Source organism: Kitasatospora sp. MAP12-44, assembly GCF_029892095.1.
In the GTDB taxonomy this organism is placed as follows: Bacteria; Actinomycetota; Actinomycetes; order Streptomycetales; family Streptomycetaceae; genus Kitasatospora.
Genome location: NZ_JARZAE010000004.1, coordinates 1,527,415 through 1,550,051, shown reverse-complemented (window position 1 = coordinate 1,550,051; position 22,637 = coordinate 1,527,415). Strand labels below are relative to the sequence as shown.

Genomic DNA, 22,637 nt, shown 5'->3' with positions numbered 1-22,637 from the left:
CACACGAACTGCTACGGAGAGTGTTGTAGTGGCTGCATAAACCCGTCGGTCGCGCGGCGGGCCGACCTGCCCGCCGCGCGCCGGACCCCCTAGGAGTGCCGATGACACGCAGACCACTGTCGGGACTGCTGGCGGCCTGCGCCGCAGCCCTGGTACTGGCAACCACCACCGTTTCGGCCACGCCCCTGCCCGCCCCGCTCACCGCCGACCGCTTCGGGGACACCGGCGGCCTGCGGATCACCGACGAGCAGGTGCGGGCCGAACTGCGTCCCGGCGAGGTCGAGGCGTTCGGCCGCCCGGCCGCCGAGTCGATGGCGCGCGACCGGCTCGGTCTGCGGGCCGTGCAGACCGACTATCCGCAGACCACCAGGACCAACCGGTTCAACGCGCTGACCGCCTCGCAGGCGCAGCTCAACGCGGCCTTCGACCCCGCGGTCGCGGGCAAGTTCACGGACTACTTCCCCACACCGGAGTTCGGGGCGCACATCGCGCTGCTGCCCACCGGCAAGATCCTCGCGTTCTCCTTCGAGAGCGTCGAGGACAACCCGCAGAAGGAGACCGCGCCCACCGATGTCATCGGCCACCAGAACGCCGGCCGCGCCTACCTGTGGGACCCGTCGAAGGGCAGCGGCCCCGCGGCGTTCAAGGCGGTCCCGCCGCCGGTCGTCGACATGCCGGACGGGACGGGCGAGCCGCGCCCGGCGCCGTTCTTCTGCGCCGGCCACTCCTACCTGTCCAACGGCATGGTCGGCGTCTTCGGCGGCAACCTGGGCGGCAACGGCGGCACCGGCGCCAAGCTCGCCCTGGTCTTCGACCCGTGGACGGAGACCTGGCACCAGCAGCAGGACCTGGCGGTCGGGCGCTGGTACCCGTCCGTGGTCACCGGCGCCGACGGCCGGCTGCTGATCATGTCCGGCCAGTCCGAACTGGGTTGGGGCACTCCGACCCCGCTCATCGAGCGCTTCCCCGCCAAGGGCGTCGACCTCTCCTACACGCCCGGCAGCGTCCCGGACGGCCTCCCGTCGGACCAGTGGAAGACGGACGCCCCATACCGGATGGACTACCCGCACCTCTTCTCGCTGCGGGACGGCAAGGTCTACGGCTTCGGCCGCGACGCCGACCAGCAGTGGACGTTCAACCCCGCCGACGAGTCCCGCGGCAAGCTGCCGGACCGCCCCGACGGCGGACTGCGCAACTACGGCTCCGCCGTCGCCCTGCCGGGCGGCAGCGCCGGCCCCGACTCGGTCCTGATCCTGGGCGGCAACCGCAACGACCGCAACACCTACCGCTTCTCCAACGGCACTTGGACCACCGACACCCAGCGGGCCTTCGGCCGGACCCAGGACGACACGCTGATCCTGCCGAACGGCAACCTGTTCACCGTCAACGGCTCCTACGACATCCGCGACTACGGCAACGGCCCCTACAACCCCAACGCCGACCTCAAGTACCGCCAGACCGAGCTGCGCGACGCCCAGGGCCGCTGGACCCTCGGCCCGGTCCAGCGCCTGCCGCGCGGCTACCACTCCAACGCCGTCCTGCTGCCGGACGGGCGGATCATGGTCACCGGCGACGAACTCCAGCAGATCGCCAACAACCCCGACATCAAGTCGGGCATGAACGGCACCATCGAGATCTACGAACCCCCCTACCTGCACCAGGGCCCGCGCCCGGTGCTCAGCAAGGCGCCCACCCGCGCGCTGGACTACAACTCGAGCTTCAAGGTCAGCAGCAGCACGGCGTCCCAGGTCAGCCGCGCCGTGCTGGTCGCGCCCATCACCTCCACCCACTCGGTGGACACCAGCCAGCGGCACCTGGAGCTTCAGATCACCGGCCGCTCGGGCGACCGGCTGGAGTTGAAGACGCCGCCGTCGGCGCAGGCGGCGCCGCCCGGCTACTACATGCTCTTCCTGCTGGACGCCGCCGGCGTTCCCAGTGAGGCCAAGTTCGTTCACATCGCCCCGGGTTCCTGACCGCGCCCCCGACCCCCTCGTGACCCCTCGGGCAGCCTGCCCGAGGGGTCGCGTCATGCCGCCCTACGGGTACTGGCCGGGTGATCCGTCGGTATGCCAAGCTCTGCCCATGAACTTAGTCTCCGTGGGTTTCATCGGGCTGGGCGTCATGGGCGAGCCGATGGCGCTCAATCTGCTGAAGGCCGGCACCCCGCTGCTGGTCTGGAACCGCACCACCGCCAAGACCCGCACCCTGGCGGCCGCCGGCGCCGAGGTGGCCCCCGACGCGGCGAGCGTGTTCGCCCGCAGCGAGGTCGTCATCCTGATGCTGCTCGACGACCCGGGCGTGGACGCCGTCCTCGGCCGCGGCACGCCGGCCTTCGCCGAGCGCGTCGCCGACCGCACGATCGTCAACATGGGGACGTTCGCGCCGACTTACTCCCAGGAGCTGGCGGCGCAGGTCCGCGCCGCCGGCGGCCGCTACGTCGAGGCGCCGGTCTCCGGATCGAGCACCCAGGCCGCCGCCGGCGAGTTGGTCGGGCTGCTGGCCGGGGAGCCGGAGGTCGTCGCGGCGGTGCGCCCGCTGCTCGAACCGCTGTGCCGCGAGCTCAACTTCTGCGGGCCGGTGCCCAACGGCCTGCTGATGAAGCTGGCGGTCAACACCTTCCTGATCACCCAAGTGACCGGGCTGGCCGAGTCGTTCCAGTTCGCGCGCCGCCAGGGGCTCGATCTCGACCAGCTGGTCTCGGTGCTCGGCGCGGGGCCGCTGGCGAGCCCGACGATGCGGCTGAAGGCGCCCAAGCTGGCCGACGAGGACTTCTCGGTCCAGGCGTCGATCACCGACTCCCAGAAGGTCGCCCGGCTGATCACCGACGCCGCCGCCACGGCCGGCATCGCCGCCCCACTGCTCGACGTCTGCCGAGCGCTCTTCGCCGAGACCGGCCAACTCGGCTACGCGGACGCTGACATGGCCGCCGTCGTCAAGGCCATCGAGGCCCGCGGCCGGGCCGCCGACGGCCCGGCCGATCGCTGAGGCGCCGGGCCGGGTGGGGCGGCGGGGTCAGCGCCAGCGGGCGAGGAGTTCCTCGTCGAGCAGCTGCGCCTGGCCGTTCCCCACCGACCAGTCCGCCGACCCGTTCTCGGTCAGCACCACGAACACGTCCTGCGGCCGCACCCCGACCGCGGCGGCTTCCTCGGCGATGCGTGCGTAGAGCCGCTGCTTGAGCTGCGCGTCGCGGCCGGCGCGGAGCGTGATCTGGACGCAGACGACGTCCTGGCGCGGCACATCGAGGTACTCCGGGTCGAACAGCATCGCGTCGGTCGCCAGCACCTCGATGATCTGGAAGCGGTCACCCTCGGGGATCCCAACTTCCTTGACCAGGGCGCGATGTACGGCGTCGGCGATCGGGCGCCGACTCTCGGCGGGGCGGTCGGAGCTGAGCGAGATGCGGACAAGGGGCATGTCGGTCCTCCTGGCTTTCGAATCGATAGCCAGGAGGTTAGCAAAGCTGGCTTCGTCTTTGAAAGGCAGTTAGAGTGGCGCCGTGCAGTGGAGCGAACAGGACATCAGCAACTGCGGCATCGGCCGAGCGCTTGAGGTGGTCGGCCGCCCCTGGGCCCTGTTGATCGTCCGTGAGGTGTCCCGGGGGCTGGGCCGCTTCGATGAGATCCAGCGCCATCTGGCGGTCTCGGCCGCAGTGCTGTCGCGTCGGCTCGACGAACTGGTCGAGTCGCAGCTGCTGGCCCGCGTCCCCTACCAGGAGGCTGGCCGGCGCACCCGCTACAGCTATCAACTCACGTCGCGCGGCGTGGAGTTGTACCCGATCCTGCTCTCACTCAAGGAGTGGGGAGACCGTCACCGCGCGGACCCCGCCGGCCCGGCGACGGTACATCGGCACGCCGATTGCGGCGGCGATGTGCACGTGGCGCTCGTCTGCGACCGGGGCCACCAGGTGACCGGGCTGGCCGAGGTCGACCTGCGCAGCGGTCCGGGAGCCCGCCCCAGGCCGTAGGAGTCGGGCGACGCAGTCCCAGACGGGCCCACGCAGTCCCCCTACCGGATGACCGGCATCTGCCCGGAGCGCCAGTCGCTGAGCCGCTTTCGGATGCTCGCCACCATGGGCAGGCCGTCCGTCTCTACTGGCGAGAACCAGGCCACCTCGTGCGACTCGTCCGATACCCGCAGCGTCCCACCAGTCGGTCGGCCCAGCAGGCAGATCGAGAACTCCTGGCGCACCTCGCCGTCGTCATAGGCGAAGACGTGGCCCGGGTCCGTGTAGGTCCCTACGATCCCGACGATCTCGACGTCGATGCCGGTCTCCTCCAGAGTCTCCCGGACACCGCAATCGGCCAGGGACTCACCCAGCTCCATCTTGCCGCCGGGCAGTGCCCACATCCCGTTGTCCGTGCGCCGTTGCAGCAGCACCTGGCCGTGCCCGTTGACGACAACCACCGATGCCGCCGGGACAAGGCTGTTCGCCTCAGGCGCCTGCGGGTCGTTCTCGTAGTCACGCCTCGACATGATCAATCTCCCATACGTTGCGGCCCCGGCTCCAGAGCTCCTCGACATGCTCGGCGAAGCGGTAGCGCGGGAGGGCGATCAGGGCAGCGGAGAACTCGGGGGTGTCGGGCGCGCCGCGATCGTAGGAGGTGACGCTGAGAATCCTGCTCACACCGCCGACCGGTAGAAGATCTTCCCCGGGTGGGGCCGCACGCCGAGTGCCTCGTACAGTTCCAGCGCCGGCGGGTTCTCCCGGTCAGCCGTCCACTCCACCCGCGAGCATCCTGCCGCCCGGGCCTCCGCGTGGACCGCTTCCATCAGCTGGCGGGCTACGCCATGGCGGCGATGGCCATCGCGTAAATACAGCTCCTTCAGGTAGAGGCTGGCATCAGCCCCGGCCGCCAGGCCGTAAGAAGCTGACGGACGCCAGGCCGACGACCACCTCGCCGTCGCGGGCGAGTAGCACCGTCGCGGCCGGCCGCGAACCGAACAGCGCGGACCGGACCTGTTCGACCGGCGGCGGCGTGTTCGTCCCGCCGTAGTACTCCTCGACCCGCGTCTCGTGCTCCGGCTTGGACCCGGAGGCCTCATCGACCCGGGCGCCCTTGTACGTCAGGACGGTGCGGGTATCGGTCGCGCCGTGGACGGTGCGGATCCGCAGCTCGCGGTCAGCGCTGGTGAGAGCGCCGACCGGGAGGTCGTAGTAGGTGTCCTGGTAGACCTCGGGGCGCCCGGGGCCGTAGGCCTCCTCCAGTCGGGCCATCACGTCTTCGGGGTTCTGCACCCGGGCCTTGAGCTCGGCCTCGATCGCCACTGCATCTCCTATCGTCAGATGACGCGTTCGCTCTCTTCGGCAACACCTGGTGGTCAGGGCCTTCGGCTGGCGTCCTCCGGGCTGGTGTCCCTCAGTCGGTGCGGTCCCAGGTAGTAGGAAAGCGCTGTGAGTGACGGCCCGTCGGGGATTTCACCGCTGGTCAACAGGCACACGACCTCGGCCTGCGGCAGCCACTCCACCCGGGTGGCCTCGCTGCGGTCGGTAGGGGCGCCGATCAGCTTGCAGCCAGTGGCATGGAAGCACTGGAACCGCATGGTGGAGATCCCCGACAGGGCGTCATATTCGATCAGCGGGACCACGCTGCTCGGCCGCCAGCCGGTCTCTTCCTCGATCTCCCGGCTGATCGCGAGCGCCGGATCCTCGCCGGGCTCCGCCCAGCCAGCCGGCACCTCCCAGCCCCAGCGTCCGGTGATGAAGCGGTGTCGGTACAGCAGGAGGAATTCGCCGTCCTCGTTCGTGACGACCGAGGTCACCGACGGCTTCGGCATCGTGACCACATGATGGTCGACCCGGCCGACACCCGGGATCTCGACGACGTCCAGCCACACCTCGACCCACGGACTGTCGTAGACGCGGCGTCGCCCGTAGCTGTGCCACTCCACGGGGGCCTCCTCATGCGCGTACGAGCTGGCGTTCTGAGGGATGTCGGGCACGCCGCGGTTGCAGGGGACGGCGCCGACGATATCCAGCAGACGCTACCCGCTGTGGCCACTCCGTCTCGGCACTTCGCCGTTTCAGTCCCGCTTCATGCTCCAGCACGGCATCCTGATGCCGCAACCAGCAGAGAGGGAGGGCACGATGAAGCTCAAGTTCCTCGGCACCACTTCTGAAGACGGCAAGTGTCCGACGTTGTACGAGACTCCGACCGGCGACGTCGTCGTCCAGGGTTACCGCCTTGTGGATGAGGAGGCGCTCAGCCAGCTGCGTGACGTGCTGCCCGGGGAGACCTTCGTGGTGGTCCCCCGTGAACTGCTCACCAAGAACGCCCCCAAGGAGTAGATCGCGTGACCGAGTTCATCACCGACGAGCAGTTCGACCACCTCTTCGGCGACGGGTTCCAACACACCGCATGGCGCCTGGAGAGCAGGGCCACGTACGGATCCGACCGAGACGGTGAAGGGTTCCGGCGCTGGGCCCGCGGCGAGGACCCGCTGACTGATCCGGCGCGCCCGTGGTGCCAGAACATCAGGGCGCAGGTTGAAGCTGGGAAGCGGATCGAGAGGGTGCGGATCGCTGACGATCCGATCTCGGCCGGCCAGGCATACCTGTTGGCCGTCGGATGGGCGAACGTGGCCGCTGGGGAGGACATCAGGCATCTGCCACGCCGACTCGCTGCCGACCTGGGAGTGCCGCTGCGCGACTTCTGGCTGTTCGACTCGCGCATCCTGCTGGAGATGCATTTTGACCAGGCCGACAACTACCTCGGCGCGGAGCTGATCGAGGATGTCGCCGAGGTGGCCAGGGCCTGTCAAATCAGGGACGCGGCATGGCATTACGCGGTCCCCCGCGACGAGTTCGCGAAGACGGTACCGTCGGCAGCGTGAGCACCGACTACCAGCGGGCCCGGACGGCCCTCGGCGCGCGGCTGCGCCAACTCCGTGACGACGCCGGACTGTCCGGCCGCGCGCTGGCCGCCGCCGCCGACTGGCCGCACTCCAAAATCTCGAAACTGGAGACGGGACGGCAGACGGCGACCGAGGCCGACCTCACCGCCTGGGCTGAGCACACCGGCCACCCAACGGTGGCAGCCTCTCTGCACGCGGACCTCCGTGGTCTGGAGACTCAGTACCGATCCTGGAAACGCCGCTTGGCGTCCGGCCATCAGGTTGTCCAACATGAGGCCGGCGCGGAAGAGCGCAGCGCCGGTCTCATCCGGGCCTACGAGCCGAACGTCATCCCGGGCATACTCCAGACGCCGGACTACGCGCGCGCGGTCCTGGCCAGTGGGGCTGTGCTCCACCAGTCTCCGGCGGACACCGAGGACGCAGTCCGTGAGCGGATGCGGCGCCAGGATCTGCTGTACGAGCGCGGTCGCCGGTTCCAGTTCATCCTGTGGGAAGGGTCCCTCCACGCCCAGGTGTGCTCTCGTGAGGCTCTGCGCGCCCAACTCGACCGGCTGACCGGGCTCGTGGGCCTCGACACCGTACAGCTCGGCGTCATCCCCTTCTCGGCCACTCTGCCGCTCACGCTGCGGCACGGATTCTGGATCCACGACGACACGCACGTCACGGTAGAGACGATCAACGCGGCGCTGTGGCTGGACAGCGACCACGACGTGGCGCTCTACGCGCGGGCGTGGGCGATGTACGAGCAGGTCGCCCTTGGGGGCGCCGAGGCGCATCGACTGATCGGACGCGCACGGCACGCCCTCGGGAGTACCTGAGAAGCTTCGCGAAGCACAGGCAGCAGCCCGAGAAGCACGGAGAAACATCGCCGGTCAGCGACGAACCGGTGACTTACGGTGCTGGGCATGGCAGATCTTGCGGTAGCCGTGCCGCAGCCCGCCGCCGGGCTGCCGCACGCAGACACGATCCTGACGTACGACCAGCTACACGAACTGGCATGCGTACGCTGCGGCAGCTCAGAGCCGCCTTTGGTGTCCGCTGGCCACCTGCTCGTGGACGGCCTCGCCTGGGTCGTCGTGGCGTGTGCGGACCACGCCGGGGAGGGGTCCTGATGGGGATCCCTACCGACCGTCGGCACACTGATGTGTATGTGGGGGCCCGGACGTGGCTGGTGGAGCATGGGCTTCACTCGGAGCCGGATGTCTATCTCGGGCATGGGTATGTCGGGTTGTGTCTGCGGGCGTGGCCGGGTGCTTCGGGTGCGCCGCTGCAACTGGCGGTGGAGTGGGCGTTGTTGACGTGGCGGCTGGATGACGTGTTGGACAGCGAGTTGCGGGAGGCGGCGCCGCTGGACGTGGGCGGGTTCGTTGGGCGTCTGGTGGACATGGTGGAGGGGAGTGAGCCGGTCACCCCCGAGGATCATCCCGCTGTGCGGGCGCTTGCTGATCTGGTGGAGCGGACGCGGGAGGTGATGCCGGGGGACTGGTGGGGCCGGTATCGAAAGCATCTGGTTGCTTGGGTCGAGGCGGCGCACGGGAAGTTGGTCGGGTTTGTGCAGCCGGGCCGGGTGCCGACGCTGCGGGAGTACATGGTGATCCGACCGCCGGATGGGGGGATGGTGCTGGCCGCGATGTGGACCGAGCTGGCGCAGCAGGTGGTCACCCCGGACTGGAACAGTCCGTTGGTGCAGTCGTTGTTGGCGGCGTTCTCGGCGTGCGGGTACCTGGCCAATGATTTGGCGGCGGGCTCGGGCGACACATTCACCGCGCTGGATGCGCTGGCCCGCACCGAGGGCTTGCCGCCCGACGCCGCTCGGGAGAAGGTGCGCGAGCAACTGCACGCGGAGGAGCGGCGGTTCTGGTGGCTGCGCTGCGCGCTGCGGGAGTACTCCGACGAGGCGCGCCCGTCGATCGCGCGGGACGGCCTGATCGAGGACACCGCCCGGTTCGCGATGCACCTCGACGCGTTCCGGCACGCGCTGCGCGAGTGGACGGCGGCCAGCTCCCGGTATGTGCCGGCGGCGCGGGAGGGGCGGGAGGCGGTCGCGCACCGGCTGCGCCGGACCGTCGTCGGTCGGCATCAGGAGACTGATGGTGGATGACGCGGGAGGGTCAGTTCGCCGATCTGGCCGGGTTGGACGGCTGGGCCGCGACCAGGCCGGACTCGTAGGCGGCGATCACCGCTTGGGCGCGGTCGCGCACGCTCAGCTTGGCGAAGATGCTGGTGATGTAGTTCTTGACCGTGGAGATGCTGATCTCCAGTGCCCGGGCGATCTCGCCGTTGTCCAGCCCGGTGGCGAGCAGGCGCCACACCTCGACCTCGCGGGGCGTCAGCTCGCCCAGGCTCGGGATCGTAGGAGTCGGGCGCCGGGGCGCGGTGACGTAGGTGGAGATCAGCCGGGTCAGCAGGCGCGGTGCCACGGCGGCCTCGCCGGTGCGCACGATGCGTACCGCGGCGAGGAGTTCCTCCGGGGAGACGTCCTTGGGCAGGAACCCGTAGGCACCCGCGCGCAGCGCGGCGACCACGTACTCGTCCAGGTCGAAGGTGCTCAGCGCCAGCACCCGGCACTCGGGCAGCTCCCGGGCGAGTTGCCCGGTTGCCTCGACCCCGTCGAGGACCGGCATCCGGATGTCCATCACCACGACGTCGGGCCGGTGCCGGCGGGCGAGGCCGACCGCCTGCTCGCCGTTCGAAGCCTCGGCCACCACCTCGAACTCCGGGTCGGGGGCCAGGATCAGTGCCAGGCCACGCCGCACCAGCGGCTGGTCATCCGCGATCAGCACCCTGATCCGCTCCCTGATCCGCTCCGGGGATTGCGTCATGCCAGCAGTTCCTCTCCTTCGACCGGGACCAGCGGCAGGCTGGCCGCCACCCGGAAGCCGCCGCCGTCGAGCCGGCCGGCCACCAGGCTGCCGCCCTGCAGCGCGACGCGCTCCCGCATACCGATCAGACCGTACCCGGACCGGCCCGCGGCCCCGGCGGCCGTCCCCACCGGGTCGCCCGCGCCCGCCGGGGTGCCGGCCCCCGGGCCCGTGCCGTCGTCCCGCACTTCGACGGTGATCCGGTCCGGGCGGTACGTCAGTTGGACGTGCACCTGCGCCCGGCTGGCGTGTTTGCGGGCGTTGGTGAGCGACTCCTGGACGATCCGGTAGACCGCGAGGCCGGTGCTCGGCGGCAGCGGCCGCTCCTCGCCGCGGATGGTGAACTCGGTGGGCAGACCGGCCAGTCGGGACTCCTCGACGATGCGGGCCAGGTCGCCGGTGCCGGGCTGCGGCGCCGCGAGCGCCTCCTCCGGCTCGTCGCCGGCCCGCAGCACGTCGAGCAGTTGGCGCATCTCGCGCAGCGCCATCCGCCCGGAGCCCTCCAGAGTGGTCAGCGCGTCGCGCACCACCTCGGTGTCACCGCCGAGGTTGGCCCTGGCGCCACCGGCCATCAGCTGCATGGTGGTGATGTGGTGGGCCACGATGTCGTGCAACTCCCGGGCTATCCGCCGGCGTTCACTGGCCACCGCACGGTCGGCCAGCAGCCGGCGCCGGATCTCCACCTCGCGCTGGTAGCGGTTGAAGACAACGGCCGCGGTGACGACCAGCGCGGCCGCGATCAGGTAGCCCGACAGATCGCCGACCGGCGGGGGCAGCCGCTGTCCCAGGCCCACGAGCGACAGGGCGCAGCAGGCGAGGGCCGCCACCGCGGTCACCGCGCCGCGCTGCGTACGGGCGACGGTGAACAGGGCGACCACCACGGCGGCGCCGAAGTGGTGGGACACCGGGGAGCTCAGATTCACCGTCAGGCCCAGGGCCAGCACGGCTGCCAGCGAGGTCAGCGGGTGGCGACGCTGGGCGAGCAGCGGCAGGGCCGGGAGCACGAGGAGGATCAGCGCGAGCGGTGAGATCGGCTGGTTCGCGTCCAGGCCGCTGAGCGTGTAGCCGGCCAGGTCCAGGATGACCGCCCCGACGGCCACCCTCGCGTCGTTGCGCGAACAGGACCGCGACCAGGACCGCGACCAGGGCCGGGGCCAGGACCGGGCGTCGGCGGTCGGCGAGCGCGGTGCGAGCGGTCGGCTCGTCGGCATGTGGCAGTCCCCTCGTTAGTCGTCGAATCGCACCATACGACCATCGGCTCCCCGCCCCGGGACCACCAGACCGGACTCATATGCGATCACCACCGCGTGGGTCCGGTTCTGCGCGCCCAGCTTGGTCAGCACGTTCCCGACGTGCGTCTTCACCGTCTCCAGACTGACCGCGAGCGATTGCGCGATCTCCGGGTTGGACAGGCCGGTGGCCATCAACCGCAGCACCTCCTCCTCACGCCCCGTCAGCGCCGCCCGGGGCAGCGCCTCGGCGGAGCCCAGCGGGCGGGCGGCGACCATCCGGCGCAGCGCCGCCGGGAAGAGGATCGCCTCTCCCGCCGCCACCACCCGCACCGCCTGGGCGATCTGGCGGACCGGAAGCCGCTTGAGAACGAACCCGCTGGCCCCCGCGCTGAGCGCGGCGGTGACGTAGTCGTCGTTCTCGAAGGTGGTGATCACCACGACCTTCGGCGGTTCGGGCGACTCGGCCAGCAGCTGCCGGGTGGCCTCGATCCCGTTGCGGCGCGGCATCCGCACATCCATCAGGACCACGTCCGGCCGCAGCCGCCGCGCCCGCTCGACCGCCTCGACGCCGTCGGCGGCCTCCCCGACCACCGCGATCCCAGGCTGCGCCGCGAGCAGGGTGCGCAGACCGCTGCGGGTCACCTCGTCGTCGTCCGCGATCACGAGGGTGACGAGGCTGTCGGCGACGGCTTCGCCCGCGTCGGGGCTGGTCATGCCGGCAACCGTACGGGCAGCCGGACCGCCAACCGCCAGTGCTGCGGCCCGTGCGGGCCGGCCTCGAGCTCACCGTGCAGCAGCCGTACGCGCTCGGCCAGCCCGGGCAGGCCGTGCCCGGACGTCGGGAAGGCAGCCGGGCCCGTCCCCGCGCAGGTGCGGTTGACCACGCTGAGCGCCAGCCCGTCCGAGCCGGCCGCCACCCGGACCTCGATCGGACCGCCCGCCCCGTGCCGCAACGCGTTGGTCAGCCCCTCCTGCAGGATCCGGTACGCCGCCCGGGAGAGCGTCCCCTGGACCTGCGCCAACTCGCCCGACAGCTCCGGCTGCACCACCGCCCCGGCGTGCCGCAGGCGGTCGAGCAGCTCGGGCAGGTCGGCCAGGGTCCGGGTCGGCGCCGTCCCCGACTCCTCCTCGCGCAGCACGCCCAGCACGTAGTCTAGGTCCTCCAGCGCGGCCCGGGTCGACTCCTCGATGCTGCGCAGGGCGGCCCGCGCCGCCACCGGGTCGGCCGAGAGCACCTCGCCGGCCACCGCGGCCTGGATCGTGGCCGCTGTCAGCGTGTGCCCGATCGAGTCGTGCAACTCGTGGGCCAGCCGGTTGCGTTCGGCCAGCAGCTGCTCCCGCTGGGCCGCCAGCGCGAGCCGCTCGGCGGACGAGGGCCCCAACAGCCTTGGCGCCAGCCAGCGCAGAGCGTTCGCCACCGCCGCACACACCGCCGGCAGCAGTAGCAGGCAGGCGAGCGCCACCACCCAGCTCCAGCCGCCCGTCACCCGCACCGTCGAGCCGAACAGAGTCACCCGCCCCTCGGCGCCGGTCCAATCCCCGGGCAGGGCCAGGCCCGCGCCGAGCAGCAGCACGCTCACCAGGCCGGCCGTCCACCCGAGTGCCACGTGCAGCAGCAGCCACAGCGGTGTCCGCCAGCGGTCGGCACCGGACGGCGCTGCGGACGGCGCAGCGGGGGCCGGTGCGGCAGGGGCTGGAGCGGCGGGCACGGGATCCGGCAGCGGCACCCTCAGCAGTCGACGGGCGCAGGTGATCAGCACCCGCCGGGTGGTGCGGGCCTGCCCGAGCACGGCGATCAGTGCCGCCCAGACCAGCAGGGTCAGCACAGCCTGAACTCCGTACGGAGCCGATCGCCGGAGCAGCAGCGACGGCAGCATGGCGAACGGCAGCAGCGGAAAGCTCACCAGCGCGCCGCAGGAGGCGAACAGTGCACCCGTGTACGTGGAGCCGCGCAGCAGCGGCCGGATTCCCCTGATCATGATCGTCAGTATGACCGGGCAGCTCATCGGCGGCCTCCCCCGATCGGGGGAGCGTTTTCTCCCGCCTCCCACCTTCCCGCGATGCGCACACCCCACGGTGGTCGGCGCGATCGCTCATCGGTTTGTGTGCGTCGATCATGTTCGTCACCGTGTCGCTGACCGTTCATCAGATGGTGCGAACTCGCGGTTGTCAGCTGGTTGGGCCAGATGGGCGTGTATACGCTCGACCGCGTCGTCCGAAAGGGGCGGCACCCGTTGCGTGTTGCACGCGCCCAGGCGGTTCCGGCCGGCATGCGCCGGCACGGATCACGCTCGGGCGGTTCCCATGGGAGTGGACATGAGTTCTGTACGTCGTAAGACCGTCGCGGTGATGGCCGCGGCTCTGGCATCGCTGGGCGCGGGGAGTGGTGTCGCCGCGTCTGCGACCACCCCGTCGTCCGCGTCCTGCAGCAGCGGGGTGGAATGCCCCAGCCTGAAGCCGACCAGGCTGACGGCCAGCCAGGCCACCTTGAATGTCACCCAGATGCAACTGGAGAACATCAGCGCGATGGCGGCCGACGCGGTGACCGGGGAGCCCATCCGCGGTGCGAAGATCGTGTTCGCCACCATGGGCGGCCGGACCCTGGGGATGGCCTACACCGACGACTCCGGCATCGCCGCGATCGCCGCTCCGGAGGACTTGGGCCCCGGAACGCTCCAGGAGTTGCTGGGCGGCTACGAGGCCGCGCTGGTCGGCGACGGCGTCCACGCCCCGGTCGGGGCCCATGGCGCGATCACCGTCGGCACCGACCAGGGCCCCGGTGTCCCGAACGAGCCGTGCGCCGTCTGCAGTGACCGCGGGCTCAAGCAGGACGTGGTCCCGGTCGACTGGAGCCGGTGAGGATGCGGGTCTTCCGCCGCCGGTCCGGGCCGGCTGACCATGTCGTCCCGGTCCGGCGTTCGGCCTGCGCGCAGGAGAACGGCGCGGTGGAGAACGGCGCGGTGGCCGCGGTCGGCGCGGTCAACGGCTACGCGATCCTGGAGACCGTGGCCGCGCTGCCCGTCAGTACCTGGCGCTACCTCTGGGAGCCCGAGGACGTGCGGCACCTCGGGCCGATGGCCCAGGACTGGCAGGCCGCCTTCGGCTTCAACCAGGACGACACCAGGATCCCCGTCGTCGACGGCCTCGGCGTCACCCTGGTGTGCGTCCAGGCACTGCACCGCCGCGTGGAGGAACTCACGGCCGAGGTCGATCGCCTGCGCGAAGCCGCGAGCACCGGGGGAGCAGGGGGAGCCGGGGCAGTCGGACCTGCGGAACACGAGCCCGCGATCCAGGAGGCAGGACACCGATGACGACAAGGCAGGACACCGTGGCACGACACGACACCGTGACGGGACCGCCCGAGGCGGTGGACCAGCGGTCGCCGCTGTCCAAGGACGCGATCTGGCGGCTCCCGGTGACGGTCTGCCGGATCACCGGGTTCCTGGGCGAGCAGACGGCCGGCGCCCTGCTGGAGCGCGCCATCGCCGCCGCCGGCGACACCCTGAAGCCCTCCCTGATCCGAGACCGGGAGCTGGACCCCGACATCCGCCGCTCCCGCTCGTGCCAGGACTTCGCCGTGCCCGAGTTGCTGGTAGCCATCGATGAGGTGCTGGAGTCGGTCGAGCACACGCTGGGAGTCAACTGCCGGTACACCGAGCCGAGTTACAGCCTCAATGTGCACAACGACGGCGACTTCTACCGGTCGCACCAGGACACCACCACCGAGTTCGCCCCCCGCCGGCTGCTCACCTTCGTGTACTACCTGCATCGCACACCCCGGCCTTTCGAAGGGGGCGCGTTGCGGATGTTCGACGCGGCCCTGCCGCTGCACACCGACACGGCCGGGAAGTGGGAGGAGCGCACCTGGCGCGACTGGGAGCCCGAGCACGACAGCATCGTGTTCTTCCGACCCACCGCCTGGCACGAGGTACGGCCGGTCAGCTGCCCTAGCAGGCAGCACGCGGACAGCCGCTTCGCCGTCAACGGCTGGCTGTGCAGCCCCGATCCAGGCTGAGTGGGCGCTCCGGTCGGCCGTCAGCCGGCCGCGGCCCGGTCCAACCACTCCAGCGTGCGCCGGGATTCGGCGGCGAGCGGGTGGTGGGGGCCGTAGAGCCGCTCGGTGTCCAGGAGCAGCCGGAGCAGCACCGTACGGGCGCCGGTGTGGTCGGCGGTGGCAAGGAGCAGCTGCGCTGTCCGGTGGCGGACCTCCAGTGCGAGCGACGGGTCGGCGGCTGCGTCCCGGTCCAGCTCGGACAGCAGCAGCCGGTACTCGGCGAGCGCCGAGGTGTGGTCGCCGAGCTGGTCGAGGCACTGCGCGGCCTCGACCCGGAAGCGCAGGGCCTGCGGGTCGTTCGGGCCGGCCGAGGCCGCGCGTTGCTCGGCCAGCAGCCGCAACTCGGGCAGCGCGGCCTGGCACTGACCGTCCTCCAGCAGGGTCGTGGCGTACTGCTTGCGCAGCATGTGGACGACGGGTGAACCAGGTCCGTGGACCGCTACGGCGGCGGGCAGCGCGTTGCCGAGCACGCCCACGGCCTGGGTGATCCGGCCCGCGTCCAGCAGGAGTTTGGCCTGCTCGACGGCGGCGGCGACATCGGCCTTGCGGCTGGGCGACAGGGCTGCGGTCGATGGGGCTGCGGGCGGCGGGGCCGCCGCCGACGGTCGCGGAGGCTGCGGCGACGGTCGGGGCAGCGGCGGCGTGCCGTGCCAGGGCGCGTGCGGTTGCCGGAACGGCCGGGTCGGGTCCATCGGCGTGCCGGGGTCCTCGGGGCCGGTCGGGGCCGACCCGGGCAGCAGCGGGGCGAGCGCCCGGTAGACCTCCGCGGCGTCGTCGGGCCGGTCCCGGGGGTCCTTGGCGAGCAGCCGCAGGACCAGTTCCTCCAGCGCCCGCGGCACCTCGGGGCGGATCCGGCGCAGCGGCGGGGGCGGCTCGTGCAGGTGCTGGTGCAGCACGCCGAGGGCCGACGAGTAGGCGAACGGGAGTGTGCCGCTGAGCAGTTCGTGCAGGATCACGCCGAGCGAGTAGAGGTCGGTGCGTGGGCCGACCTCGCGGTCCATGGCCTGTTCCGGCGCCATGTAGGCGGGGCTGCCGATGGGTGAGCCGGTCAGCGTGAGCCGGGTGGTGTCGCTGTTCAGGACGGCGGCGATCCCGAGGTCGAGCACCACCAGGGTGCCGTCGGGGCGGACCATGATGTTGCGCGGCTTGAGGTCGCGGTGCACGGCCGGCACCGCGTGCACGGCGGTCAGGATCGGGCAGAGCTGCGCCGCCACGGCCACGGCCCACGGCCAGGGGTAGGGGTCGTGCTCGGCGAGGTGGTCGGCCAGGTCCGCACCCTGGACGTACTGCATCACCAGGTAGAGGTTATCGCCGTGGCCGGTGGCGTCGTGCACGGTGGCGTCGTGCACGGTGACCAGCCCCGGGTGGTCGACCTGGGCGGTGACCCGGCACTCCCGGGCGAACCGCCGCCGCAGTTCGACGTCCTGCTCCGCCGCGGGCATCCGGTTGGGCTGCAGCAGCTTGACGGCCACCCAGCGGTCGAGGGTGTGGTCGTGGGCCTTCCACACCTGGCCCATGCCGCCCTGCCCGATGAGCGTCGCCAGCTCGTAGCGGCCTGCGACGAGTCGGCCCTTCACGCGCGGTCCTGCTGCTGCAGATAGGCACTCAGTTCGTCGAGCTCGGCCCTGACCTGCCCGATGCGGTCCCGGCGCGCCAGGCCCGGCGCCATGCCGACGGGTCGTCCCACGGGGGCGGTCCGGACGTCGGCCGGGCGAGGAGCCACGTTCGCTCGCCGCGGGCGCAGGTCGGCGGCGGGGAAGTAGGCCGCGACCAGGACCGCCGTCCCGAGCGTGAGCCAAATTCCGGTGGTGGACTGCCAGCTGTTCTCGGCATTGCACCCGGCCAGCACGATCGCGGCGACGGACGCCATCAGCGATGCGCCGAACAACAGCCAGTCACGGACTCGGCGGTGCACGATCGCCAGCCGCAGCATCGGTATCCAGCCGAGCATCCCCAGGCTCAGCACCGGAACGGCGGTGAGCACGATCCGCAGGAGTACGGTCCCCACTCGCGCGCCTCGTCGGCGCTGCGGCGTTGTCGTGACGGGGCCGTACATGGCTCAGCTCCTGGCGGGGGCGGGTGATCGGCGGCGGTTGGCCGGGGTCAGCCTACCGACCCCGGCGCGGCCGATCGTCCGCCGGCAGGCTCGGCCGCTCGTCCGCCGGCGTCAGGACGGGCTGATGCTCCCGTCCGTCAGCCCGTCGTAGAGGCCCTGGACGAGCGACTCGCCGAGCCCGGCGGCCAGCCGCGACGCGTCCTCGAAGGCGGCGACGGCACGGAACCGCTCGCCGTAGCGCCGCTGGTCGGCCAGTGGCAGCCGGGGCACCTGCAGCCGGCGGACGTCCAGCCGGGTTGCGGACGAGGTGAAGCTGCTGGCCTGCCGGGTGTTCGCGGTACCGCGCAGGAACCCGGCGAGGAACCACGGGTCCAGGGTGGCCGGGTCCGGGCGCAGCAGGTACAGGTTGCGGCCCAGCGCCGCGCCCGCTGTGGCCTCGTCGATCACGCGGGCCGCCGTACCCCGGCTGAGCACCGGGATCACCACGTCCCCGACCCGGGTGAGCACCGGCTCCTCATCCTCGCCCTCGGGCAGCGTGCCGGAGGGGGCGCCGCCCGACACGACGTCGTGCTCGGTCAGCACCGGCGGACCGCCGCCCGAGCCGGCTCCGGCGCCGCCGGTGCGCATCAACAGGGCCTCCGTCCTGGCCAGTTCGCCCAGGCTCGTGAGCGCCCAGTGCGCCGGTGCGCGCTGGACGCCGGCCGCCGGAGCCAGCTCCGCGGTGCGGCGCAGGGCGCTGGTCAGGCGGTCGCTCACCTCGCTCAGTGCCGTCTCGCCCGAGCCTGCCGCGCGTACCGGCAGGTGCCGGGCCGGGGTCACGTCCACGTCGTCGTCCAGCAGCTCGACCAGCGGGATGGTCCGGCTGACTCCGGGCTGCTGCGCCGCCGAGCCCTCGCGGTCGAAGGCGTGCCAGTGCTCCAGCACCGTGCTGTACAGCTCCGGCCAGGGCGGATTGTCCCGGCCGTCCGCCCGGTCGGCGACGTTCACCACCAGCAGCCGGTGCGGCTGCGGCGCGTCCGCTGCGGGGCGGCGCAGCACCCACAGGTGCAGCGGGACTCCGTACGGCGGTGCCGCTCCCGCGGGCAGCGCGACGACCGCCCGCAGCGCCCCGCGGCGCAGCAGGTCCGCCCGGATCCGCCGGCCCGACTTGCGGGAGGCGGCGGCGGGCGGCATCAGCAGCACGGCGGTGCCGTTCTCGCGCAGATGGGCCAGGGCGTGCTGCACCCAGGCCAGTTCGGACTCGGTCCGCGGCGGCAGCCCGTACTCCCACCGGGTGTCGTAGGCGAGATCCTCGTGCCCCCAGGAACGGTCGTTGAACGGCGGGTGGCACAGGACGACGTCCGCGTGCAGGCCCGGGTGCGCGTCGGCGCGCAGGCTGTCGCCCACCCTGATCCGCGCGGGGCCGTCGGCATGCAGCGCGAGGCGCAGCGCGGTGAGCGCCGCCAGGTCGGGATCGGCTTCCTGGCCGGCCGCGGTGGCGCCGGGGCCGACGGTGGCGAGCAGGCCGCCGAAGCCGCAGGCCGGGTCCAGCAACAGTTGGGCCGGGCCCGCGAGTTCGGCCATCAGCTCGCAGAGCGGTGCCGGGGTCAGCGTGTACTGGCGGTGCCCGGCTTCCAGGTGACGCCCCAGCAGGAACTCGTACGCCTGGCGGGGACCGAGTTCCTCCGCGAGCTGTGCGGCGCCGCGCAGCAGGGTCGGACGCTCGGTCAGCTCGGGATCCGCGGGCACGGGCACCGCGTGGTCCTCGCCCAGGCGGGAGCGGAGCGCCGCTGCGAGTGCCTGGGGCAACTCGTGGCCGAGGGCGGCGTCCGCGGTGAGCAGCCGCTGCCACTGGGCCGGCCGATCGTGCAGCAGCAGGGTGGCCCCGACCAGGCGCAGGGCGGTCGCCGCTCCGTCCGGATCCCGCTCGACCTGCTGCCAGACCCGCTCGCGCAGCGGCACCTGGTCGAGCTTGCCCTGCTCGCGCAGCCACCGCTCGACCTCGGCCAGCTCGAAGACCGGACTGGCGTCGGTGCCGCCGACCGGCTTGGGGAAGTCGGCATGCCTGCGCCGCCAGTTGCTGACCGCGGCGCGACCGACCCCGGCGAACCGTGCGATCCCGGCGGCGGTGACTTCGGTCCTGCTCTCCGGCACTGAGTGGCTCCTCTGCGGCTTGCGGCTTGCGGCTTGCGGCGGCATGGCGACGTGGCGACGTGACACTGCACCCGATCCTACAACCCGCCTCACACCGTGAACACGTGTTGACGCGGTTCACACGTCATGCTCTTATTGGCGTGCCGCTCACAGAGCTTCAAATGATTGAAAGGTGCACAGCCCGCTATGTCTCAGCAGTCTCGCCGGATCGCCCTGCTCGCCTGCAGCGCCACCGTGATGCTCGGCCTCACCGCCTGCTCCTCCGGGGCCGCGCACCCGTCGGCCGCTGGTTCAGCTGCCCCGCCGGCTGCCGCAGGGGCCCCCGCCAAGTCGCCCGCCGCGGGCACCGACGGTCTGCCCAACGGCAACAAGCTCAACGCGATGCTGCTCCCGGCCGCCGCGATCCCGAGCCAGCTCAAGATCGACGCCAGCGGCACCCGCAGCACCGGCGACGGCTTCAACCCGCCGCTCTCCCCGTCCGCCGCCCCGGCCGGCCATGTCTGCGACGCGCTCAACGCCTCGAATTGGGTCGACGCGGCGGGGATAGCCAGCGCGTCCTTCGCCCAGAACGACTACACGGACGACTCGCAGGACATGTTCGCCCAGGAGCTCGACGCCTTCCGGGGCAACGAGGCGCAGGCGGTCATGGCCGGCCTGAAGCAGGTCCTGACCACGTGTCACACCTACACCAGGGTCCAGAACGGCCAGAACTACACCGTGACCGTCACCCTGAAGAGCCTGCCCGGCGTCGGGGACGAGGCAATACAGGCGGTCGCCACCTCACCGGACTTGGACGGCGGCCAGACGATGGTGGCCGCCCGGGTCGGCAGCGTCGTGGTCACGACGTACGACAACGACCAGAACTCGACCGGAACCGCCGGGGTGGCCCTGACCGAGGCCCTGGTCAAGAACGTCACCGCCGCGCACTGAACGCGGCCCCGATCCGGCGACGCGGCGGCGTTCGCCCGGACCGGGGCCGTACCGACGGCAGGCCCGACGCCCGGAGGGGGGCGCCGGGCCTGCCGCCGTTCCGGTGTCGGCGAACGGCGGGCTGGTTCCGCCCCGCCGCGTACCAGCTGAAGGCGGGGCTACTGCTCACCGGGTTGGGGCGCTACAGTTCCTGCTCCCGCGCTGACCTTGACGTCACCTCCCTCTCGCATGAACCTCGGAGCCCGAGATGCACCCCTTCCTCGACCACCGAGGGCCGCTGGCCTTCGCTCACCGGGGAGGTGCTCTCGGCCATCCCGAGAACTCGCTCGCCGCGTTCTCGGCGGCCGTCGCCCTCGGCTACCGCTACCTGGAGACGGATGTGCACGTCACCGCGGACGGCGTGCTGGTGGCCTTCCACGACTCCCGCCTCGACCGGGTCACCGACCGGGCCGGAACCGTCGGCGAACTGCCCTGGCGCACGGTCAGCGAGGCCCGGATCGGTGGCACCGAGCCCATCCCGCTGCTGGAGGACCTGCTCGGTGAGTTCCCCCGAGCCCGTTTCAACATCGACGTCAAGGCCGCCCCGGTTGTCGGGCCGCTGGTCGACGTGATCCGCCGCACCGGCGCGTGGGACCGCGTCTGCGTCGGCGGATTCTCCGACACCCGCCTCGCCGCCGTCCGCGCCGCCGCCGGCCCCCGGCTGGCCACCTCGCTCGGCCCGCGCGAGGTGGCGCGGCTGCGGCTGCGCTCGCTGGCCGGGCCGCTGCTGCCGGGCCGAGCGGCGTCGTGGTCCGGGGTGTGCGCGCAGGTTCCGGAGCGGCACCGGGGCGTGCGGGTGGTCGACGGGGCCTTCGTGCGCGCCGCCCACCGCGCCGGCCTGCAGGTTCACGTCTGGACCGTGGACGACCCCGCACGGATACGGGCTCTCCTCGACCTGGGTGTGGATGGCATCATGGCCGATCGAATCGACGTCCTGCGCGACGTCCTCGCGGAGCGCGGCTGCTGGACCGACGGAAGCACGGTGATAGGAACCCAATGAACACCGCGACCCACCTGCCTGACCACCCGGCGGCAGCCACCGACACCCGCGCCCTGCGCCGGATGCAGTTCGGCTGGTACATCAACGACTGGGCCAACGCCGCCTTTTCGGCCACGGTACTGACGGTGTTCCTCGGCCCGTACCTCACCTCCATCGCCAAGAACGCAGCCGATGCGGGCGGCAACATCCACCCGCTGGGCCTGACGGTGCGCGCGGGGTCGTTCTTCCCCTACACGGTCTCCTTCTCCGTGCTGCTCTCGGTCGCGGTGATGCTGCTGGTCGGCACGGTCGCCGACCGTACCGGGCGGCACAAGGAGTTGATGTGCGGCTTCGCGTACGTCGGCGCGGTCGCCACCATGGGGATGTTCTTCCTCAGCGGGAACCGCTACCTGCTCGGCGCCGCACTGCTGGTGATCGCCAACATCGCGTACGCGGTGTCGGTCGCGCTCTCCTACGCCTTCCTGCCGGGCCTGGCCAGCGCCGACGAGCGCGACTCGGTCTCCTCCAAGGGCTGGGCCTACGGCTACGCGGGCGGCGGACTGCTGCTGATCGCCAACCTGGCGCTGTTCGAGGGCCACGACGCGCTCGGCCTGTCCTCCGGCACCGCGGTGCGGATCTGCCTGGCCTCGGCCGGTCTGTGGTGGGCGCTGTTCACCCTCGTCCCGCTGGTGCGGCTGCCCTCCCGAGCCGGTGCGGCCCCCGCCCGCGCCACGTCCGACCGCACCGAGTCCGGCACCGAGTCCGGCACCGGGTCCGACGGCCGGCCCGCCGCCGGTAGCCTGCGCGAACTCGCCCGCACCCTGCGCGGCATGCGCCGCTACCCGCTCACCCTGCTCTTCCTTGCCGCCTTCCTCTGCTACAACGACGGCATCCAGACCGTCGTCTCGCAGGCCTCCCTCTTCGGCAGCGAAGAGCTCGGCATGGGCCAGACCACACTGGTCGCCGCCGTCCTGCTGGTCCAGATCGTGGCGATCGGCGGCGCGCTGCTCCTCGGCCGCATCGCCCGCCGGTACGGCGCCAAGCGGACCGTCCTCGGCTCCCTGGTCGGCTGGGTGATCACCCTCGCCCTGGGGTACTTGATGCCCGCCCACCAACCCGCCTGGTTCTTCGCGCTGGCCGCCATGATCGGGCTGGTGCTCGGCGGCAGCCAGGCGCTCTCCCGCTCGCTGTTCTCGCACCTGATCCCGGCCGGCCGCGAGGCCGAGTACTTCAGCGTCTACAAGATCAGTGACCGCGGCACCAGCTGGATGGGACCGCTGGTCTTCGGCCTCGCCTACCAGGTCACCGGCAGCTACCGCTCGGCGATCATCTCGCTGCTGGTGTTCTTCGTCATCGGCTTCGCCGTGCTGGCGAAGGTCCCCGTCCGCCGCGCCATCGAGGCCGTCGGCAACCCGGTCCCCGAGCGCCTCTGACGCACCCCGTCCCCGAGCGCCTCTGACGCACCCCGTCCCCGAGCGCCTCTGACGCCCCCGTCCGACCA

The 22,637-nt window shown here is 71.8% G+C and carries 26 protein-coding genes; 13 read left to right on the top strand and 13 right to left on the bottom strand.

The window, feature by feature from the left end; all coding sequences use genetic code 11:
- Positions 1 to 101: 101 nt before the first annotated feature.
- Together P3T34_RS07540 and P3T34_RS07535 are read left to right on the top strand one after the other, a co-directional pair.
- Positions 102 to 1,973, top strand: coding sequence for a galactose oxidase early set domain-containing protein (locus P3T34_RS07540; protein WP_280665210.1), 1,872 nt, complete (start codon positions 102 to 104; stop codon positions 1,971 to 1,973).
- A gap of 109 nt (positions 1,974 to 2,082) precedes the next feature.
- Complete coding sequence (locus P3T34_RS07535; RefSeq protein WP_280665209.1) at positions 2,083 to 2,985, top strand: NAD(P)-dependent oxidoreductase; 903 nt, start codon at positions 2,083 to 2,085, stop codon at positions 2,983 to 2,985.
- 27 nt (positions 2,986 to 3,012) lie between these two features.
- On the opposite strand, the gene P3T34_RS07530 is transcribed toward P3T34_RS07535, so the two are convergent.
- A complete protein-coding gene (locus P3T34_RS07530) occupies positions 3,013 to 3,414 on the bottom strand; it encodes a tautomerase family protein (RefSeq protein ID WP_280665208.1) in 402 nt (133 codons plus the stop codon).
- 82 nt (positions 3,415 to 3,496) lie between these two features.
- On the opposite strand from P3T34_RS07530, the gene P3T34_RS07525 reads away from it, so the two are divergent.
- Positions 3,497 to 3,964 carry a helix-turn-helix domain-containing protein gene (locus P3T34_RS07525; protein WP_280665207.1) on the top strand — a complete coding sequence of 156 codons (468 nt, stop codon included), beginning with the start codon at positions 3,497 to 3,499 and terminating at the stop codon, positions 3,962 to 3,964.
- Between the two features lie 41 nt (positions 3,965 to 4,005).
- Here the strand turns inward: P3T34_RS07525 and P3T34_RS07520 are convergent, their stop codons facing one another.
- From P3T34_RS07520 to P3T34_RS07500, 5 genes are all read right to left on the bottom strand, one after another.
- Positions 4,006 to 4,473: an NUDIX domain-containing protein gene (locus P3T34_RS07520; RefSeq protein ID WP_280665206.1), complete on the bottom strand. Its 468-nt coding sequence runs from the start codon at positions 4,471 to 4,473 to the stop codon at positions 4,006 to 4,008.
- Positions 4,460 to 4,624, bottom strand: a complete 165-nt coding sequence (locus tag P3T34_RS07515; protein ID WP_280665205.1) for a hypothetical protein — start codon at positions 4,622 to 4,624, stop codon at positions 4,460 to 4,462. Before P3T34_RS07515 ends, P3T34_RS07520 begins: the two co-directional genes overlap by 14 nt.
- Positions 4,621 to 4,818, bottom strand: a complete 198-nt coding sequence (locus P3T34_RS07510) for a GNAT family N-acetyltransferase (protein WP_280671885.1) — start codon at positions 4,816 to 4,818, stop codon at positions 4,621 to 4,623. The genes P3T34_RS07515 and P3T34_RS07510 overlap by 4 nt, the downstream gene beginning before the upstream one ends.
- A 22-nt stretch (positions 4,819 to 4,840) precedes the next feature.
- The gene (locus P3T34_RS07505; protein WP_280671883.1) at positions 4,841 to 5,215 is read right to left on the bottom strand and encodes a CYTH domain-containing protein; all 375 of its coding nucleotides are present in this window, start codon (positions 5,213 to 5,215) and stop codon (positions 4,841 to 4,843) included.
- Positions 5,216 to 5,319: 104 nt separating this feature from the next.
- Positions 5,320 to 5,835: an NUDIX hydrolase gene (locus tag P3T34_RS07500; protein WP_280665204.1), complete on the bottom strand. Its 516-nt coding sequence runs from the start codon at positions 5,833 to 5,835 to the stop codon at positions 5,320 to 5,322.
- Positions 5,836 to 6,085: 250 nt separating this feature from the next.
- On the opposite strand from P3T34_RS07500, the gene P3T34_RS07495 reads away from it, so the two are divergent.
- The 4 genes from P3T34_RS07495 (at position 6,086) to P3T34_RS07480 (ending at position 8,953) form a co-directional block, all read left to right on the top strand.
- Entirely contained in the window at positions 6,086 to 6,286 is a 201-nt protein-coding gene (locus tag P3T34_RS07495) for a hypothetical protein (protein WP_280665203.1), read from the top strand.
- 5 nt (positions 6,287 to 6,291) lie between these two features.
- The gene (locus tag P3T34_RS07490) at positions 6,292 to 6,831 is read left to right on the top strand and encodes a DUF6879 family protein (RefSeq protein ID WP_280665202.1); all 540 of its coding nucleotides are present in this window, start codon (positions 6,292 to 6,294) and stop codon (positions 6,829 to 6,831) included.
- On the top strand, positions 6,828 to 7,670 hold the full coding sequence (locus P3T34_RS07485; RefSeq protein WP_280665201.1) for a helix-turn-helix transcriptional regulator: 843 nt from the start codon (positions 6,828 to 6,830) through the stop codon (positions 7,668 to 7,670). The genes P3T34_RS07490 and P3T34_RS07485 overlap by 4 nt, the downstream gene beginning before the upstream one ends.
- Positions 7,671 to 8,002: 332 nt before the next feature.
- The gene (locus P3T34_RS07480; protein WP_280665200.1) at positions 8,003 to 8,953 is read left to right on the top strand and encodes a terpene synthase family protein; all 951 of its coding nucleotides are present in this window, start codon (positions 8,003 to 8,005) and stop codon (positions 8,951 to 8,953) included.
- Positions 8,954 to 8,963: 10 nt separating this feature from the next.
- Here the strand turns inward: P3T34_RS07480 and P3T34_RS07475 are convergent, their stop codons facing one another.
- From P3T34_RS07475 to P3T34_RS07460, 4 genes are all read right to left on the bottom strand, one after another.
- Positions 8,964 to 9,674, bottom strand: coding sequence for a response regulator transcription factor (locus tag P3T34_RS07475; protein ID WP_280665199.1), 711 nt, complete (start codon positions 9,672 to 9,674; stop codon positions 8,964 to 8,966).
- Positions 9,671 to 10,813 (bottom strand): sensor histidine kinase, encoded by a 1,143-nt coding sequence (locus P3T34_RS07470; protein ID WP_280665198.1) that lies wholly within the window; start codon positions 10,811 to 10,813, stop codon positions 9,671 to 9,673. Before P3T34_RS07470 ends, P3T34_RS07475 begins: the two co-directional genes overlap by 4 nt.
- 126 nt (positions 10,814 to 10,939) lie before the next feature.
- Positions 10,940 to 11,659, bottom strand: coding sequence for a response regulator transcription factor (locus P3T34_RS07465; RefSeq protein ID WP_280665197.1), 720 nt, complete (start codon positions 11,657 to 11,659; stop codon positions 10,940 to 10,942).
- Complete coding sequence (locus P3T34_RS07460) at positions 11,656 to 12,924, bottom strand: histidine kinase (RefSeq protein ID WP_280665196.1); 1,269 nt, start codon at positions 12,922 to 12,924, stop codon at positions 11,656 to 11,658. Before P3T34_RS07460 ends, P3T34_RS07465 begins: the two co-directional genes overlap by 4 nt.
- A 337-nt stretch (positions 12,925 to 13,261) precedes the next feature.
- Between P3T34_RS07460 and P3T34_RS07455 the strand changes: the two genes are divergently transcribed.
- From P3T34_RS07455 to P3T34_RS07445, 3 genes are read left to right on the top strand one after another with little or no spacing between them, the layout of a single operon-like run.
- Positions 13,262 to 13,804: a hypothetical protein gene (locus tag P3T34_RS07455; protein ID WP_280665195.1), complete on the top strand. Its 543-nt coding sequence runs from the start codon at positions 13,262 to 13,264 to the stop codon at positions 13,802 to 13,804.
- A gap of 2 nt (positions 13,805 to 13,806) precedes the next feature.
- Positions 13,807 to 14,256: a tail fiber domain-containing protein gene (locus P3T34_RS07450; RefSeq protein ID WP_280665194.1), complete on the top strand. Its 450-nt coding sequence runs from the start codon at positions 13,807 to 13,809 to the stop codon at positions 14,254 to 14,256.
- A complete protein-coding gene (locus tag P3T34_RS07445) occupies positions 14,253 to 14,960 on the top strand; it encodes a 2OG-Fe(II) oxygenase (protein WP_280665193.1) in 708 nt (235 codons plus the stop codon). Before P3T34_RS07450 ends, P3T34_RS07445 begins: the two co-directional genes overlap by 4 nt.
- A 20-nt stretch (positions 14,961 to 14,980) precedes the next feature.
- On the opposite strand, the gene P3T34_RS07440 is transcribed toward P3T34_RS07445, so the two are convergent.
- The 3 genes from P3T34_RS07440 to P3T34_RS07430 form a co-directional block, all read right to left on the bottom strand.
- A complete protein-coding gene (locus P3T34_RS07440; RefSeq protein WP_280665192.1) occupies positions 14,981 to 16,576 on the bottom strand; it encodes a serine/threonine-protein kinase in 1,596 nt (531 codons plus the stop codon).
- Entirely contained in the window at positions 16,573 to 17,007 is a 435-nt protein-coding gene (locus P3T34_RS07435; protein WP_280665191.1) for a hypothetical protein, read from the bottom strand. The genes P3T34_RS07440 and P3T34_RS07435 overlap by 4 nt, the downstream gene beginning before the upstream one ends.
- Before the next feature lie 159 nt (positions 17,008 to 17,166).
- Positions 17,167 to 19,188: an N-6 DNA methylase gene (locus P3T34_RS07430; protein WP_280665190.1), complete on the bottom strand. Its 2,022-nt coding sequence runs from the start codon at positions 19,186 to 19,188 to the stop codon at positions 17,167 to 17,169.
- Between the two features lie 186 nt (positions 19,189 to 19,374).
- Here P3T34_RS07430 and P3T34_RS07425 point away from each other — a divergent pair, with 186 nt between their 5' ends.
- The 3 genes from P3T34_RS07425 to P3T34_RS07415 all read left to right on the top strand — a co-directional run bounded on the left by P3T34_RS07425 (position 19,375) and on the right by P3T34_RS07415 (position 22,569).
- Positions 19,375 to 20,118 carry a hypothetical protein gene (locus P3T34_RS07425; protein ID WP_280665189.1) on the top strand — a complete coding sequence of 248 codons (744 nt, stop codon included), beginning with the start codon at positions 19,375 to 19,377 and terminating at the stop codon, positions 20,116 to 20,118.
- A gap of 247 nt (positions 20,119 to 20,365) precedes the next feature.
- Positions 20,366 to 21,157 (top strand): glycerophosphodiester phosphodiesterase, encoded by a 792-nt coding sequence (locus P3T34_RS07420; RefSeq protein WP_280665188.1) that lies wholly within the window; start codon positions 20,366 to 20,368, stop codon positions 21,155 to 21,157.
- Complete coding sequence (locus P3T34_RS07415; protein ID WP_280665187.1) at positions 21,154 to 22,569, top strand: MFS transporter; 1,416 nt, start codon at positions 21,154 to 21,156, stop codon at positions 22,567 to 22,569. Before P3T34_RS07420 ends, P3T34_RS07415 begins: the two co-directional genes overlap by 4 nt.
- The last annotated feature ends 68 nt before the right edge of the window (positions 22,570 to 22,637 follow it).

Bases quoted from the DNA above. Each gene is read 5' to 3' on its own strand.
- P3T34_RS07540 (WP_280665210.1), top strand. From the start codon at position 102: ATGACACGCAGACCACTGTCGGGACTGCTGGCGGCCTGCGCCGCAGCC.
- P3T34_RS07535 (WP_280665209.1), top strand. From the start codon at position 2,083: ATGAACTTAGTCTCCGTGGGTTTCATCGGGCTGGGCGTCATGGGCGAG.
- P3T34_RS07530 (WP_280665208.1), bottom strand. From the start codon at position 3,414: ATGCCCCTTGTCCGCATCTCGCTCAGCTCCGACCGCCCCGCCGAGAGT.
- P3T34_RS07520 (WP_280665206.1), bottom strand. From the start codon at position 4,473: ATGTCGAGGCGTGACTACGAGAACGACCCGCAGGCGCCTGAGGCGAAC.
- P3T34_RS07505 (WP_280671883.1), bottom strand. From the start codon at position 5,215: ATGGCCCGACTGGAGGAGGCCTACGGCCCCGGGCGCCCCGAGGTCTAC.
- P3T34_RS07495 (WP_280665203.1), top strand. From the start codon at position 6,086: ATGAAGCTCAAGTTCCTCGGCACCACTTCTGAAGACGGCAAGTGTCCG.
- P3T34_RS07475 (WP_280665199.1), bottom strand. From the start codon at position 9,674: ATGACGCAATCCCCGGAGCGGATCAGGGAGCGGATCAGGGTGCTGATC.
- P3T34_RS07465 (WP_280665197.1), bottom strand. From the start codon at position 11,659: ATGACCAGCCCCGACGCGGGCGAAGCCGTCGCCGACAGCCTCGTCACC.
- P3T34_RS07460 (WP_280665196.1), bottom strand. From the start codon at position 12,924: ATGATCAGGGGAATCCGGCCGCTGCTGCGCGGCTCCACGTACACGGGT.
- P3T34_RS07455 (WP_280665195.1), top strand. From the start codon at position 13,262: ATGAGTTCTGTACGTCGTAAGACCGTCGCGGTGATGGCCGCGGCTCTG.
- P3T34_RS07450 (WP_280665194.1), top strand. From the start codon at position 13,807: ATGCGGGTCTTCCGCCGCCGGTCCGGGCCGGCTGACCATGTCGTCCCG.
- P3T34_RS07445 (WP_280665193.1), top strand. From the start codon at position 14,253: ATGACGACAAGGCAGGACACCGTGGCACGACACGACACCGTGACGGGA.
- P3T34_RS07425 (WP_280665189.1), top strand. From the start codon at position 19,375: ATGTCTCAGCAGTCTCGCCGGATCGCCCTGCTCGCCTGCAGCGCCACC.
- P3T34_RS07420 (WP_280665188.1), top strand. From the start codon at position 20,366: ATGCACCCCTTCCTCGACCACCGAGGGCCGCTGGCCTTCGCTCACCGG.
- P3T34_RS07415 (WP_280665187.1), top strand. From the start codon at position 21,154: ATGAACACCGCGACCCACCTGCCTGACCACCCGGCGGCAGCCACCGAC.